We start from the raw sequence: 15005 nt of genomic DNA, 5'->3' as shown, positions 1-15005 counted from the left end.
CTCGTCGTGTTGGATTGGTTGCTCTGGGGTGCCTGCGCCGCGTCCGCTAGGCGCGGATGAGGGCAGGCCGCTTCGGGTGGAATGCCCACTCGGGCATGAAGGTCTTCATCGCGAACGCGTCGTCGCGCGCCGAGTTCTCGAGGCTCAGGTAAAGCTCGTGAGCGCGGTTCACCGCGCCGTCATCGAGCGTGACGCCGAGGCCGGGTGCCGTCGGCACCTGGATGACGCCGTCCTCGATCTTGGGGGCGGCCGTCGTCAGCTCCTCGCCGTCCTGCCAGATCCAGTGCGTGTCGATCGCCGTCGGCGTTCCAGGGGCCGCCGCTGCGACGTGCGTGAACATCGCGAGACTCACGTCGAAGTGGTTGTTCGAGTGCGAGCCCCAGGTGAGGCCGAGCTCGTCGCACAGCTGGGCGACGCGCACGGAACCGCTCATGGTCCAGAAGTGCGGGTCGGCGAGCGGGATGTCGACGGCCTGCGAGCGGATCGCGTGCCCCAGCTCGCGCCAGTCGGTCGCGATCATGTTCGTGGCGGTCCGCAGCCCCGTGGCGCGGCGGAACTCCGCCATCACCTCGCGTCCCGAGTAGCCGCTCTCCGCGCCGACCGGGTCCTCGGCGTACGCGAGCACGCGCTTCAGGTCGGGGCCGAGGCGCAGCGCCTCGGCGAGCGGCCAGGAGCCGTTCGGGTCGAGCGTGATGCGCGCATCCGTGAACTCGGCGGCGAGGTCGGTGACGACGGCGGCTTCGACGGCCGGTTCGAGCACGCCGCCCTTGAGCTTGAAGTCGCGGAAGCCGTAGCGCTCCTGCGCGGCCTTCGCGAGCCGCACGACTCCCTCGCTGTCGAGGGCGCGCTCGCGGCGCACCGTGCCCCACGCGTCGCTCGTGTCGTCGCCGCGCAGGTAGTCGAGTCCGGTCGCGTCGGGGTCGCCGACGAAGAAGAGGTAGCCGAGCACGTCGACGGCCTCGCGCTGCCTGCCGTCGCCGAGGAGCGACGAGATCGGCAGGCCGAGCTGCTGCCCGAGGAGGTCGAGGAGCGCGCACTCCCAGGCGGTGACGACGTGCACGGTCGTGCGGAGGTCGAAGGTCTGCGCTCCGCGGCCGGCGCTGTCCTGCCACGCAAATTCCTGGTGGATGCTGCGCAGGATCGCGCGGTAGTCGGCGACGGGCTTGCCGACGATGAGTTCAGCCGAGGCGATCAGCGTCGATCGGATGCTCTCCCCGCCGGGGACCTCGCCGATGCCGACGCGCCCTTCGCTGTCGGTGAGCTTCACGAGGTTGCGAGTGAAGAGGGGCGCGTGGGCTCCGCTGAGGTTCAGCAGCATGCTGTCGTGGCCCGCGACCGGGATCACTTCCCACGTCTCGACCGTCACCTGGTTCATAGCTCCGCCTCCATCGCCGCGCTGAGTGGTCACGCGTGGCTTGGGCCACGGTGCCGTATTGACACTCTAAGGAGCCGCATCCATTCGATCGAGAGCGTATTCGGCATGACCGGATGCGCGTTGAGCATCAATGCCGTCCGAGGCCGCGCTCACGCGTTGCGCTGCATGAGCTCGACGACCGCCGCCACGAGCGGGTTGTCGGAGTCCTCCCGCCACGCGATGTCGAGGTGCACGCGGTTGTACGGCTCCGACCGGTCCCCGTCGGCAACCGGCCGGCAGATGACGCCGTCGGGCGCGAGCTGCGTCGCGGACTCGGGGATGAGCGCGACGCCGATGCCAGCGTTCACGAGCGCAAGCAGTGCAGGCACCTGACCCGCGTACTGCACGATGCGCGGGTGGCTGGACGAGGCGACGAACATGCTGAGGAGCAGGTCGTGGAAGTAGCGAGCCCCGCCCGGCGAGTACATGAGGAGCGCCTCATCGTTGAGGTCGCTCAAGAAGATGGGCCCGGTGAACTCCGCGAGCCGCGACCCCCGCGGGAGGGCGAGCACCAGGCGCTCGGTGAGCACCGTCGTCGACTGGACGCCTGGGCGGTCCCGCATGGGACGAAGGAGGCCGATGTCGACCGTGCCGCGCTCCAGCTCGTCCATCTGGTCGACGGTCACCGACTCCTGCAGGATGAGCTGCAGCCCGGGCAGCTCCTCCGCCGCCGCCCGCAGCAGCTTGGGCAGCACGCTGTGGGCCGCGACCGCCGTGTACCCGACGGTCAGCGTGCCGGTCGCCCCCTCTCCGACGGCGCGGACATCGGCCGCGGCCTTCGCCGAGAGGTCGATGAGCTTGCGTGCGCTCGGCAGGAGGGTGCGCCCGGCCTCGGTGAGCGCGACACGGCGGCTCGTGCGGACGAACAGCTGCGTGTCGAGCTCGCGCTCCAGCTGCTGGATCTGGCGGCTGATGGGCGGCTGCGTCATGCGGAGGCGCTCGGCGGCCGCGCCGAAGTGCAGCTCCTCGGCGACCGCGACGAAGCACTCGAGCTGAACGAGGGTAAACATCAATTCACTCCCAACATTGATTCATCCACACTTTAGTTTGTTTGCGCATCCATAAGACCATAGCGTCGCAGATAGCCGGGCAACCAACTCGGAACAGCCGCACCGTGCAACGACGCACCGCGGAGACACGCAACTAAGGAGATCGACGTGCTCGACAGAATCCTCTTCTTCCCGGTCACCCCCTTCACGGCCGACGATGCCGTCGATGTCGCAGCCCTCGCGCAGCACCTCGAACAGGGGCTCGCCCACGAGCCGGGCGGAATCTTCATCGCCTGCGGCACCGGCGAATTCCACGCGCTGAGCCTCGACGAGTACACGACCGTCGTGGACACGGCCGTCACGACCACCAAGAAGGCCACGCCGGTGTTCGCCGGGGCCGGCGGGACGCTCGCCGACGCCAAGGCGCAGGTGCGCAGCGCCGAGGCAGTCGGAGCCGACGGCATCCTCCTCCTCCCGCCATACCTCGTCACCGGCCCCAGCGAAGGCCTCGTCGCCTACGTCGAGCAGGTCGCGGGTGCCACGACGCTGCCCGTGATCGTCTACCACCGCAGCACGGCCCGGTTCGACGAGCACACCGCCGTCGCCGTCTCCCGCATCCCGAACGTCATCGGCCTCAAGGACGGCGTGGGCGACATCGACCTCATGTCCCGCATCGTGCGCTCCGTCACCGACGAGACCCAGTCGCGCGGCGAGGACTTCCTCTTCTTCAACGGCCTCCCCACGGCAGAGATCGCCCAGGAGGCGTACAAGGCCATCGGCGTTCCCCTCTACTCTTCGGCGTCGTTCGCGTTCGCCCCCGACATCGCCCTCGCGTTCTTCGACGCCGTCGAATCCGGCGACAAGGAGCGCCTCGCCGAGCTCAACCGCAGCTTCTACCACCCCCTCGTGCGCCTCAGGAACTCGGTCCCCGGGTACGCCGTGTCGCTCGTCAAGGAAGCCACGAAGCTCGCCGGCATCAACGCCGGCCACGTGCGCGCGCCCCTCATCGACGCCAAGCCCGAGCACGTCGAAGAGCTCAAGAAGCTCATCGACGACACCAGGGCCCTCCTCGCGAAGCGCGCGGCCACCCCGGCCGAGCAGGACCGCGTCGCGACCCCCGTCGCCTGAGCCTGAGCGCACCCGGTTGCGCTGACGAAGCGCAACCGGGCGCGCCCGCCCGCAACGACGAACACACCTCGTTCAACGACGAACACAGGGAGACGACATGACCGCGCAGAGCACGTCCACCGCATCCACGACCGCATCCGAGTTCGCGTCCACTTCGACTGCCGCCGCGGCGGCGGCCTTCGACCGGAACCCGCAGAACGAGATCGCCGCCGTCACGATCACGCCGGTCGCCTTCAAGGACCCGCCCCTCCTGAACACCGTCGGCGTGCACGAACCGTACGCGCTCCGCGCGATCGTGCAGGTCACGACCCGCTCGGGCCTCACCGGACTCGGCGAGACCTACGGCGATGCACCCCACCTGCACCGCCTGGCCCTCGCGGCGGACGCCGTCGTCGGCATCAACGTCTTCGACACCAACCGCCTGCGCTTCGCGGTCGCGCAGGCGCTCGCGGCCGACACCTCGCAGGGTGGCCACGGCATGAGCGGCATGGTGACCGGCTCGAGCACGGCCGACCGCGTCCTCTCCCCCTTCGACGTCGCCGCCCTCGACCTGCAGGGCAAGATCCTCGGCGTGCCCGTGAGCTCGCTCCTCGGCGGCGCGATCCGCCCGGAGGTCGCGTTCAGCGGCTACCTGTTCTACAAGTGGGCCGGCCACCCCGGCGCCGGCGCCGACGAGTTCGGCGAGGCGCTGAGCCCAGAAGGCATCGTCGAGCAGGCACGCCAGCTCGTCGACGGCTACGGTTTCTCCGCGCTCAAGCTCAAGGGCGGCGTCTTCGAACCCGACCAGGAGATCGCCGCGATCCTCGCCCTCGCAGACGCCTTCCCCGACCTCGGGCTGCGCCTCGACCCCAACGCCGCGTGGAGCGTCGAGACGTCGCTGCGCGTCGCGAAGGCCCTCGAATCGTCGCTCGAGTATCTCGAGGACCCCACCCCGGGCCTCGCCGGCATGGCCGAGGTGCGCCGAGGCACGACCCTCCCCCTCGCCACGAACATGTGCGTCGTGAGCTTCGCCGACGTGAAGCCCGCCGTCGAGCAGGGCTCCATCGACATCGTGCTATCCGACCACCACTTCTGGGGAGGCCTCACCCGGTCGCGCACCCTCGGCGGCCTCGCCGAGTCGCTCGACTGGGGCCTGTCGATGCACTCCAACTCGCACCTCGGCATCAGCCTCGCGGCGATGGTGCACCTCGCCTCCGCGACGCCGTCGCTCAGCTACGCGTGCGACACGCACTGGCCCTGGAAGCAGCCGGACGAGGACGTCGTCACCCACGACCTCTCCTTCGTCGACGGCTCGGTGCTCGTGCCGACCGGGCCCGGCCTCGGCGTCGAGCTCGACGAGGACGGCCTCGCGAAGCTGCACGAGCAGTTCCTCGACAGCGGCATCACGCAACGAGACGACACGGGCTACATGCAGCGCTTCCAGCCCGGCTACACCGTCGCCAGCCCCCGCTGGTAACGGCAGAGCTCGACTTCCCCGCCCAGCCGCCGACCCACCCCCGGAGAGAGTCAGAGACTCCGCATGCGCATCCTCGTCACCGACCCGATCATCACCCGCTTCGCGGAGCTCCTCGCGCAGACGGAGCGCGCGCACGAGTGGAGCTTCACCGCCGAGCTCGGCCCCGCGGAGCTGGACGACGCGCTCCGCGGGGCCGACGTCGTCATCGCCTCCGTGCTCACGCCGGAGCAGGCGGCTTCGCTTCGCCCGGACGCGCTCCTGCACGTCACGGGTGCCGGCGCCGACCGCGTGAGCGTCGATGCGCTCCCGCCTGGCGTGACGATCTGCAACACCGGCCACCACGGGGCGGCGATCGCCGAGCACGTCGTCATGACCGCGCTCATGCTGCGCCGGCGCGCGCTGGAGGCGGATGCGCAGATGCGCGCGGGCCGGTGGCGCACGATCGGCAACGACGCGAGCATCCCGTTCCACCCCATGCTGCGCGGCACGACGATGGGCCTCCTGGGCCTCGGCGAGATCGGTACGGAGGTCGGGCGCCTGGCGCAGGCCCTCGGCATGCGCCTCACCGCGCTCCGACAGCGACCGGATGCGCCCAGTCCAGACGGGCTCGACGTCGCCGAGGTCTACGGCCCCGACCGGATGCCCGAGTTCGTAGGGGGCGCCGACGTGCTCGTCGTCTCCATCCCCCTCTCCGATCGCACACGCGGCATGATCGGCGCGGCCGAGCTCGCGGCTGCGAAGCCCGACCTGCTGCTCATCAACGTGGCCCGCGGCGGAGTCGTCGACGAGGACGCGGTCTTCGACGCGCTCTCCGAGGGCCGCATCGGCGGCGCCGGCATCGACGTGTGGTGGGGAGCACCCGACTCTGAGGGCCGCGTTCCCGCATCCGTCGACCGCTTCTCGACCCTCGACAACACCGTGCTCACGCCCCACCACTCCGGCCACGCACGCCAGGTCTTCGAGCAGCGCGCCGCCGACATCGCGCGCAACATCGACCTGCACGCGGTCGGGCTGCCCCTGGAGCGCGTCATCCGGTAGCCGGCGCCCCGCTCGCCACCCGCCCCGCCCCGTTGTCCCGCTCGGCGCACAGACATACGACAGATGCAGGTTCGTCCCCCAACGAACCTGCATCGCTCGCATGTTCGCCCCTCCGCTGGAGGTACAGCGCGGGTCGTCAGCCCAGCAACTGCAGGTTGGTTCGTCAACCAACCTGCATTTCTCGTGTGGCTGCGCCGCGACTCAGGCAGGACGGCGCTGTCACCCGAGCAGCTGCACGAGCTGCGTCGCGACGAGCAGTGCGCAGCCGAGGAGGGATGCGCCGAGTGCGAGCCGCTTCGTGCGCGTCTTGTCGAGGTGCGGGGTGATGAAACGGCTCGCGACGAAGCCCAGCAGGACGACGGGGACCATCCACAGCACGACCGTCCACGTCTGCGGTGCGACGGCACCGAACGCGAGCAGCAGTCCGAACGAGATGATCGACCCGACCAGCAGGAACGCCGAGAGCGTGCCTCGCAGCCGCGCCGAGTCGGAGCCCTGCCAGATGATCGCCATGGGCGCCCCGCCGATCGACGTCGTCGTGCCCATGACACCGGAGGCGGCCCCGGCCACGATCTGCGACCAGCGCGTCACCTTCGGTGCCCAGCCGCGCAGCGAGAAGACCACCCCAGTGACGACGGTCGCGACGACGACCCAGGAGAGCGCGGCCGGCGCCATGACGGTCACGAGCAGGGCCCCGGCGACGCTGCCGGGCACCCGCCCGACCAATGCCCACCCGGCGCCCCTGAGATCCAGCGAGTCCTTCTCCGCGACCGTCACGATCGAGGTGAGGAGGATCGACATGATGATCACCGTCGCGGGCAGCAGCGCCGGGTCGATGAGGGCGATGAAGGGTGCCGCGAGCATCCCCATCCCGAAGCCGATGCCGGCCTGCAGGCAGGAGGCCGCGAAGAAGATGACCACGAGGGCAGCCCAATCGGCCGGAGTCATGCTGCGACTCCGGCCGATCGGGCGTGCCCGGCGCGTGGCACCGGAAGGCGTTGCTGCGGGAGGATGAGGGTCACACCTCGCCGGCGGGCTCGCGCGTCGGGAGCGACGGGCGGAGCTTCACCTTGGCGGACTTCTGCATGAGCCGCCACTTCTGGTTCGGGTCGGTCGCGATGCGCAGCCAGGAGGCGAGCACGTTCGCGGCGACGGCCGTGATGACGATCGCGAGGCCAGGGAGCACCGAGAGCCACCACGCCTGCTGCAGGTACTGGCGTCCCTGGGCGACCATGAGCCCCCAGCTGACGTCGGGCGACTGCACGCCGATGCCGAGGAAGCTCAGCGAGGACTCGGCGAGCATGACGTAGCAGAACTCGAGCGTCGCGAGCGTGACCAGGGTGGGCACGACGTTCGGCACGATGTGGCGGAAGATGATGCTGCGTGGCTTCGTGCCGAAGTTGGTGGCCGCGTCCACGAACATCCGCGACCGCAGCTCGGCGGCCTCGGCCCGCGCCGTACGCAGGTAGATCGGGATGCGGGTCAGCGCCAGCACGGCGACGATGTTCGCGAGGCTCGGGTTGAAGACGTACAGGATGACGACCGCGAGCAGCAGCGACGGGAAGCTCATGATGATGTCGGCGATGCGCATCGACACCGACTCCCGCCAACCGCGGAAATAGCCGGCCCAGACGCCCCAGATGGATCCCACGATGAGGGCCACGAGGACGGCGGGGACCGCGACGCCGAGCGTTGTTCCCGTCGCGATCACGAGGCGCGCGAGCATGCTGCGCCCGAGCGAGTCGCTGCCGAGGATGAACGCCCAGCCGTTGTCGAGGCTGAACGGGGCCAGGTTGATGGCCGTGAGGTCCTGCTTGGAGGCGAGCTCCCCCACGAGCAGCGGCCCGAAGACGGCCACGAGGGCGATGAAGGCGAGCACGGCGGCCGCGACCGTCGCGACCTTGTCCTTGAGGAGCAGCGTGAAGAGCGTGGGTCGCTCGGCGCCGTTCCGCTCGCGCTTCTCCTTCTGCAGGAGCACGTTCGTCGTCGCGGGCGGCTGCTGCGGGGCGGCGCCCGTGCTGGGGCCGCCGGGGACCTGTGGGTTCTGCGGGTCAGACATGCGCCTTGCCCTTCTCTGCGTCGCTGCTCTCGGTGCCCTTCGCGGCCGACTTCCGTGCGGCCGCTCCGGCGGCGTCGCGCTTCGCATCCTTGTCCGTGGGACGGATGCGCGACTGCTTCGCCACCGGTCGCACCCGCGGGTCGAGGAGCGCGTAGCCGAGGTCGATGAGGATGTTGAGGATGAAGATGGACAGCGCCGTGATGAGCACCGCGGCCTGGAGCACGGCGAAGTCGCGCTGCAGGATGGAGTCGATCATGAGCTTGCCGATGCCGGGCCAGCCGAAGATGGTCTCGACGACGACCGCACCGTTGATGAGGCCAACCGTGAGGTCACCGGCGACCGTCAGCGCGGGAGCCGCGGCGTTGCGCAGCGCGTGCTTGAACACGACGCGGAGCTGACCTGCGCCCTTGCTGCGGGCCACCTTGATGAAGGGCTGCCCGAGCACGCTCACCATGGAGCCTCGGACGATCTGCGTGAGCACCCCGACGGGCCTCAGCATCAGCGTCGCGATCGGCAGGATCCAGGAGAGGCCGCCGCTGTCGACGCCCGAGGTGGGCAGCCAGCCGAGCGTGATCGCGAAGATCCAGATGCCCATGATGGCGAGCCAGAAGTCCGGCACGCTGGCGGCGGCCATCGAGAAGAAGCTCGCGATGCGGTCGGCGACGCCGTTCGGCTTGAGGGCCGCCCAGCTGCCGATGATGATCGCGAGGACCACCGTGAGGAGCATCGTGACGCCGGCGAGCTGCAGCGTGGCCGGGAAGGCCCGCAGCACCATGGCCGCCGCGGGCTCTCCCGTGCGGAGCGACTCGCCGAAGTCGAAGCGCGCCACCCCGGAGAAGTAGTTGACGATCTGCATCCACAGCGGCTGGTCGAGCCCGTTGCGGACCGCGAAGTCCTCTTTCATCTGCTCCGTCGCGTTGAGCGGCAGGTACAGGCTCGCCGGGTTTCCGGTGAGGCGGGCCAGCACGAACACGCCGAGGACGACGGCCACGAGTGGCAGCAGACTGGAGACGATTCTGGTTCTGAGATAAGTCCACATGAGCGGCTGCTTTCTCCAGGGTGGCGGGCGGCCGTCAGGCCGCTGGCTTCACCTCGGCGATGCGCAGCTCGTCGCCGCTCGCCGAGTTCGGCTCGTAGGTGATGCCAGACGCGATGCCCAGGAGGCCAGTCTGGTGCGCGATGTGCGCGAACTGCACGATCTCCTCGTTCTGGTCGGCGAAGATCTGCTCGTAGGCGGTCTGCCGCTCGTCGCCGGAGGTCTTGGCCGCGGCGTCGAGCTTCTGGTCGAACTCGGGGGTGCCGAACGTCGACTGCGCGCCCGTGGAGCTCATGTACTGGTCGACCGTGAACTGGGCGTCACCGGCCTGGTTGCCGTGCTGCACGAGCAGCGCGATGGGGCCCTCGTTGGTGACGAACGGGCGCAGCTGGTACTGGAGGTGCTGCGTCGTGTCGACCATGCGGAGTTCCACGTTGAGGCCGGCCTGGCTGAGCTGCTCCTGCAGCACCTGCGACAGCTCGTTGACCTTGGGGAACTGCGCCGTGCGGGTCACGAGGGTGATCTTGGTGTCGACGGGGACCCCGTCGGCCTTGGCCTCGGCGACGAGCGCCTTCGCCTGGTCGAGGTCGAACTCCCACGGCTCGAGCGAGTCGTTGTGGCCGACGACACCCTCGGGGATCAGCTGGGACGCGACGACGTCGCCGTTCGGGTAGAGGGAGGCGATGATGCCGTCCTTGTCGATGGCGAAGTTGATCGCCTGGCGCACCCGGATGTCGTCGAGCGGGGCGATGTCGCCGGAGAAGCGGAGCGCGATCGTCTCGTTGTTCGGGTAGCTGACGCCGTTCTCGCCGATGCCGTCGTCCGGGCTGAGGCCCATGGCGATGTCGGCTTCGCCGCCGGTGATCATCGCCGCGCGGACGGTGCCCTCACCGCGCCACTGGTACTCGACTGATGGGTAGGCGGGAGCCTCGCCCCAGTAGCCGTCGTAGGCGCCGAGGGTGAGCTTCGTGCCGACCTCCCACTGGTCGATCTGGTAGGGGCCGGTGCCGACGGGCTCGCGCACCTTGTCGGTGGTGCTCGTCGACGTGGGGACGATCTCGATGAACGAGAGCTTCAAGGGGAGGATGGGGTCTGGTTCGGGCGTCGTGACCGTGAGGGTGGTCGCGTCGACCGCGTTGACCTCGAGGTCGGACTCGCCGAACACGTAGCCCTCGACGTTGCAGCCGAGGTCGCTGTTCACGGCCCGGTCGATCGAGAAGGCGGCCGCTTCCGCGTCGAAGGGGGTGCCGTCCTGGAAGGTCACGTCGTCGCGGAGGGTGAAGGTCCACTCGTTGTCGCTCGTCTGCTCCCACTCGGTGGCGAGCAGCGGGTCGAGGTCACCCGTCGTGGGGTTGCGCTCGATGAGCGGCTCGGTGATGTTGGAGCGCACGACGACACCGGTCGACGTGAGGTTCGCCTCGCAGGGCTCGAGTGTCGGCGGCTCCTGCTGCAGGACAACACGGAGGGCGCTGGCCGCACCTCCGCCACCGCCTCCGGCCGCGCCGTCGGAGTTCGCGACGGCGCAGCTGCTGAGGAGCAGCGCGGCGGCACCGACGGCCACCGCCTTGCTGACGGATGCGAGGGGGCGGCGCGCTGGGGACGGCTTGTTGGATGCGGTGCGCCCGAGTGTCGGGGATGGTTCGTGTGAAGAAGACATCGTTGTTCCTCCGGTGTTGTGAACTCGAGGGCCGAGCCCTGAGTCAGTGGTTCTCCTCGTTGAGACGCCTTCAGCTTGGGCGCGTCGATTCGACTGCGTCAACACGACTGGGCGAGGGAGCCGCGGGGGACGGCGGGAGGCGCGGGGCCGGAGTCAACCCTAGCGACCCGCGTGCCCTAGTGATTACTGGCAAGACTCGCATCCATGCGCCGAGTGGATCAATCAATGCAAAGTGCATCTTGGACCAGCATCGGTCCTGCGACCTACGATCCAGACATGGAATCCCCTCTCGCAACGACGCCAGACGCCGCCCCCGCCAGCACTGCCGCGGCCACCGCCACCCCAGCGGCGACCACCGCGACCCCCACCGTGCTGCGCGTCGGTCCCCTTATGCCGCAGCTCGAGCGGGAGCTCATCGCCGAGTTCGATGCGCCGATCATCTCCGCCGTCGCGAGCGAGCTCACCGCCGAGCAGGAGGCGGAACTCGCCGACGTGCGCGTCGTCGTGACGGGCGGCCGGTTCGGGGTCTCACGCGCACTCATGGAGCGGCTCCCCTCGCTCGAGGCGATCGTGAACTTCGGCGTCGGATACGACACCACCGACACGAGCGCAGCTCGTGATCGGGGCATCGCCCTCAGCAACACCCCTGACGTGCTCAACGACTGCGTCGCCGACACCGCCCTGTCCCTGCTCCTCGACGTCTACCGCGGCATCAGCGCCTCCGACCGCTACGTGCGGGCCGGCTCGTGGGCGAGGTCCGGCAACTTCCCGCTCACGACGAGATTCACCGGCACCCGCGTCGGCATCGTCGGGCTCGGGCGCATCGGAAGCGCGATCGCCAAGCGCCTCTCGGGCTTCGACTGCCCCATCAGCTACCACAATCGGCGTGAAGTCCCCGGCTCCCCCTTCCGGTACGTCGACTCGCTTGTGGAGCTCGCACGGAGCAGTGACGCGCTGGTCGTGGCAACCGCTGGGGGCGCTGACTCGCAGAAGCTCATCTCGGCCGAGGTCCTCGAGGCGCTGGGGCCGGACGGCGTCCTCGTGAACATCTCCCGCGGCTCCGTCGTCGACGAGGATGCGCTCGTCGCGGCACTGCAGGCTGGCACGATCCGGGGCGCGGGTCTCGACGTGTTCGCGGACGAGCCGAACGTCCCCGAGGCGCTCATCGGTCTCGAGAACGTCGTGCTGCTCCCCCACCTCGGCAGCGGCACGCGGGAGACTCGCGACGACATGCGGCAGCTGGTCGTCGACAACCTCAGGTCGTGGCTCGCGAACGGCACGCTCGTCACCCCGGTCAAGCTCTAGCAGCGCGGCAAGCGGGTCGCGCCGAGCAGGCCTCGCTCGGACGCCGCACGGAGGGAGCTCACCCGACCGGGTGAGCTCCTTCCGCGTTCGACGCGCTGCGACCGGCGCCTCGGGGTTCGTGCCTCGGGGTTCACGCCCAACGAAGCGCATCAGCACTTCGTTGGGAGCTGGGGCTCAGTACCCGCTCGGCAGCTGGATGCGTCCCTCGACGAGGCGCGGCACGCCCCACTCGTTCGCGTCGCGCAGCGCCTCGGGCAGCAGCGCGTCCGGCACGTCCTGGTAGGCGACGGGGCGCAGGAACCGTTCGATGGCGAGCGCCCCGACCGACGTGGAGCGCGTATCCGACGTCGCCGGGTACGGCCCGCCGTGCACCATCGAGTACCCGACCTCGACACCCGTCGGCCAGCCGTTGAACAGGATGCGCCCGACCTTGCGCTCGAGCACCGGCAGGAGCGCGCGGGCCGCGTCGGTGTCGTCGTCGGTCGCGAGGACCGTCGCGGTGAGCTGGCCTTCGAGCTGCTCGGCGAACTCGCGGAGCTGGTCGGCGTCGTCGTAGCGCAGCACGAGCCCGGCAGCACCGAAGATCTCGCCCTCGAGCGCCTCGCCGAACGCCTCGACGGCTTCACTGAAGACGATGGGAGCCGGTGCGTTCAGGGTCGAGTCGCCCTGCCCCCTCGCGACGACCGTCGCCCCGGACGCCTCGCGTTCCGCGACGCCTTCCCGGTAGGCGTCGCCGATGCCGTGCGTGAGCATCGTCTGCCCGTTCGCCTGGGCGATGCGCTCGCCGACTTCGCGCAGGAACGTGTCACCCGCGTCGCCGCCCGGCACGAGCACGATGCCGGGGTTCGTGCAGAACTGTCCGGAGCCGAGCGTGAGGGAGCCGACGTAGTCGGCCGCGACCTTCTCGGGGTCGGCCGCGAGGGCGGCCGGGAGCACGAAGACCGGGTTGACGCTGCTCATCTCGGCGTACACGGGAATGGGCTCGGCCCGCTGCTGGGCGATGCGCACGAGCGCGAGCCCACCCGAGCGCGAGCCGGTGAAGCCCACCGCCTTGATGCGCGGGTCGGCGACGAGGCCCTGCCCGATCACCCGGCCAGACCCGAACAGTTGCGAGAACACGCCGCTGGGCAGCCCGGATGCCTCGACGGCGCGGGCGATGGCGTGGCCGACGAGCGATGCGGTGCCGAGGTGGCCGCTGTGCGCCTTCACGATGACGGGGCTCCCGGAGGCGAGCGCCGACGCCGTGTCTCCACCTGCGGTCGAGAAGGCCAGCGGGAAGTTGCTCGCTCCGAAGACGGCGACGGGGCCGAGGGGGATCTTCCGCTGGCGGATGTCGGCGCGGGGCAGCGGGGTCCGATCCGGCAGTGCCTCGTCGATGCGGGCGCCCTGCCAGCCGCCTTCGGCGACGACCTTCGCGAACAACCGGAGCTGGCCCGTGGTGCGGCCGACCTCACCGGTGAGGCGCGCGACGGGAAGCCCGGTCTCCTCGTGCGCTCGGGCGATGATCTCGTCCTTGTCGGCCTCGATCTCCGTCGCGATGCGCTCCAGGAACGCCGCCCGGTCGGCCGGTGACGTCGCGCGGTAGACGTCGAACGCGTCGTGCGCGGCCTGCACGGCCAGCTCGAGCTCCTCCGCGGTGTTGCTGCGGAAGGCCGGCGCGAGCACCGCCCCGTCTGCGGCGCGACGGGCGATGAGCTCGTCGCCTCCCCCGAGCTCGCTGCTTCCGGCGATGAGCGAATGTGGTGCCAGCGTCATTGCGTGCCTTTCGTCGTGCGTTGGAGCCTCGTGCGGCGACGAGCCTCGTGCGGTACTGAGTCCTTCTTCGAGGCTATGGCCGTCCGCCGACACTGGCGCTTCAGATTCGGCATGACCCGATGCAGTTTCGACATGCTCCCGGCGTCGGCATCGGTGTCGACCCCGAGCGAAGCGACACGGGGCCGGGAACCGCCCCGAGCGACCGACCGGTGGGTTTTGTCGTACACTTCAGAGTCGATTCAGGGGGAACGATCCCCCAGGCGAGCCCTGGGTCGTGGGACGAGCACCCTCGTTCCCGAGATCACCGCGCGGTGAGAATCCTCATTCCACCCGCCCACCTCCTAGGAGCATCCATGACCACCGATGTTGCAATCGCCGACGTCGCCATCGAACGCGACCCCTCGACGACCAGCCGCCTCGCCGCCGAGTTCTTCGGCACCTTCCTGCTCGTCTTCGGCGTCATCAGCGCCGCGATCTTCGCCGCCGCCAACGGCGTCGCCGAGACCGGAATCGGCTGGGTCGGCGTCTCGCTCGCCGTCGGCATCACCGTGATCGCAGGCGCCTACGCGGTCGGCCACATCTCGGGCGGCCACTTCAACCCGGCCGTCACCGTCGGTGCCGCTGCCGCCGGCCGCTTCGCGTGGAAGGACGTGCCCCTGTACGTCGTCGCGCAGATCCTCGGCGGCATCCTCGCCACGACCATCGTCGTCCTCATCGCCTCGAACGGCCCGGACGGCTTCCTGGCCGCGGCGCAGGCGGGCGGCTTCGCGTCGAACGGCTACGGCGAGGCGTCGCCAGGCGGGTTCGGCCTCGTCGCCGTCATCGTGACCGAGATCGTCGCGACGGCGCTCTTCCTCTACGTCATCCTCGGCGTCACCGACCGCCGCGCGCCGAGCGGCTTCGCTCCCCTCTCGATCGGCCTCGCGCTGACGCTCTTCCACCTCATGACGATCCCCGTGTCCAACGCGTCGCTCAACCCGGCCCGCTCCATCGCGACGGCCGTGTTCGGCGGCTCCGAGCCGCTCGCGCAGCTGTGGGTGTTCATCCTCGCCCCCGTCGCGGGCGCCCTCATCGCTGGCTTCACCTACAAGCCGCTCTTCGAGGGGCTTCGCAGGTAGGGCCCTCCATTCGGACCACCGCTCGCCTCGAGCGAAACCGCCGCGGGGCG

Annotated in this window: 12 protein-coding genes; 5 read left to right on the top strand and 7 right to left on the bottom strand. The window is 69.9% G+C overall.

All coding sequences use genetic code 11. The annotated features are described in order from the left end of the window. Positions 1 to 46: 46 nt before the first annotated feature. Entirely contained in the window at positions 47 to 1375 is a 1329-nt protein-coding gene (locus C5B97_RS08560) for an enolase C-terminal domain-like protein (RefSeq protein WP_104311688.1), read from the bottom strand. Positions 1376 to 1524: 149 nt separating this feature from the next. Then, positions 1525 to 2424, bottom strand: coding sequence for a LysR family transcriptional regulator (locus C5B97_RS08555; protein WP_104311687.1), 900 nt, complete (start codon positions 2422 to 2424; stop codon positions 1525 to 1527). A gap of 147 nt (positions 2425 to 2571) precedes the next feature. Here C5B97_RS08555 and C5B97_RS08550 point away from each other — a divergent pair, with 147 nt between their 5' ends. The 3 genes from C5B97_RS08550 to C5B97_RS08540 all read left to right on the top strand — a co-directional run bounded on the left by C5B97_RS08550 (position 2572) and on the right by C5B97_RS08540 (position 6025). Next, entirely contained in the window at positions 2572 to 3531 is a 960-nt protein-coding gene (locus tag C5B97_RS08550; protein ID WP_104311686.1) for a 5-dehydro-4-deoxyglucarate dehydratase, read from the top strand. Positions 3532 to 3628: 97 nt separating this feature from the next. Beyond that, a complete protein-coding gene (locus C5B97_RS08545; RefSeq protein ID WP_104311685.1) occupies positions 3629 to 4987 on the top strand; it encodes an enolase C-terminal domain-like protein in 1359 nt (452 codons plus the stop codon). Between the two features lie 63 nt (positions 4988 to 5050). Next, a complete protein-coding gene (locus C5B97_RS08540) occupies positions 5051 to 6025 on the top strand; it encodes a 2-hydroxyacid dehydrogenase (RefSeq protein ID WP_104311684.1) in 975 nt (324 codons plus the stop codon). 219 nt (positions 6026 to 6244) lie between these two features. Here C5B97_RS08540 and C5B97_RS08535 read toward each other — a convergent pair whose 3' ends face one another. The 4 genes from C5B97_RS08535 to C5B97_RS08520 all read right to left on the bottom strand — a co-directional run bounded on the left by C5B97_RS08535 (position 6245) and on the right by C5B97_RS08520 (position 10777). Then, the gene (locus C5B97_RS08535; RefSeq protein WP_104311683.1) at positions 6245 to 6973 is read right to left on the bottom strand and encodes a sulfite exporter TauE/SafE family protein; all 729 of its coding nucleotides are present in this window, start codon (positions 6971 to 6973) and stop codon (positions 6245 to 6247) included. 70 nt (positions 6974 to 7043) lie between these two features. Further along, complete coding sequence (locus C5B97_RS08530; protein WP_104311682.1) at positions 7044 to 8084, bottom strand: ABC transporter permease; 1041 nt, start codon at positions 8082 to 8084, stop codon at positions 7044 to 7046. After that, positions 8077 to 9123: an ABC transporter permease gene (locus C5B97_RS08525; protein WP_104311681.1), complete on the bottom strand. Its 1047-nt coding sequence runs from the start codon at positions 9121 to 9123 to the stop codon at positions 8077 to 8079. The genes C5B97_RS08530 and C5B97_RS08525 overlap by 8 nt, the downstream gene beginning before the upstream one ends. A gap of 34 nt (positions 9124 to 9157) precedes the next feature. Then, entirely contained in the window at positions 9158 to 10777 is a 1620-nt protein-coding gene (locus C5B97_RS08520; protein WP_104311680.1) for an ABC transporter substrate-binding protein, read from the bottom strand. A gap of 276 nt (positions 10778 to 11053) precedes the next feature. Between C5B97_RS08520 and C5B97_RS08515 the strand changes: the two genes are divergently transcribed. Further along, complete coding sequence (locus C5B97_RS08515) at positions 11054 to 12082, top strand: 2-hydroxyacid dehydrogenase (protein WP_104311679.1); 1029 nt, start codon at positions 11054 to 11056, stop codon at positions 12080 to 12082. A 174-nt stretch (positions 12083 to 12256) separates the two neighbouring features. Here C5B97_RS08515 and C5B97_RS08510 read toward each other — a convergent pair whose 3' ends face one another. Next, complete coding sequence (locus C5B97_RS08510) at positions 12257 to 13837, bottom strand: aldehyde dehydrogenase (NADP(+)) (protein WP_104311678.1); 1581 nt, start codon at positions 13835 to 13837, stop codon at positions 12257 to 12259. A 353-nt stretch (positions 13838 to 14190) separates the two neighbouring features. Here C5B97_RS08510 and aqpZ point away from each other — a divergent pair, with 353 nt between their 5' ends. Further along, a complete protein-coding gene (gene aqpZ / locus C5B97_RS08505) occupies positions 14191 to 14955 on the top strand; it encodes an aquaporin Z (RefSeq protein ID WP_104311677.1) in 765 nt (254 codons plus the stop codon). Positions 14956 to 15005 lie beyond the last annotated feature (50 nt).

Source organism: Pseudoclavibacter sp. RFBB5 (genome assembly GCF_002931555.1).
Taxonomy (GTDB): Bacteria; Actinomycetota; Actinomycetes; order Actinomycetales; family Microbacteriaceae; genus Pseudoclavibacter.
The sequence above is the reverse complement of the archived record's forward strand: the minus strand, read 5'-3'. Positions and strand labels throughout refer to the sequence as shown.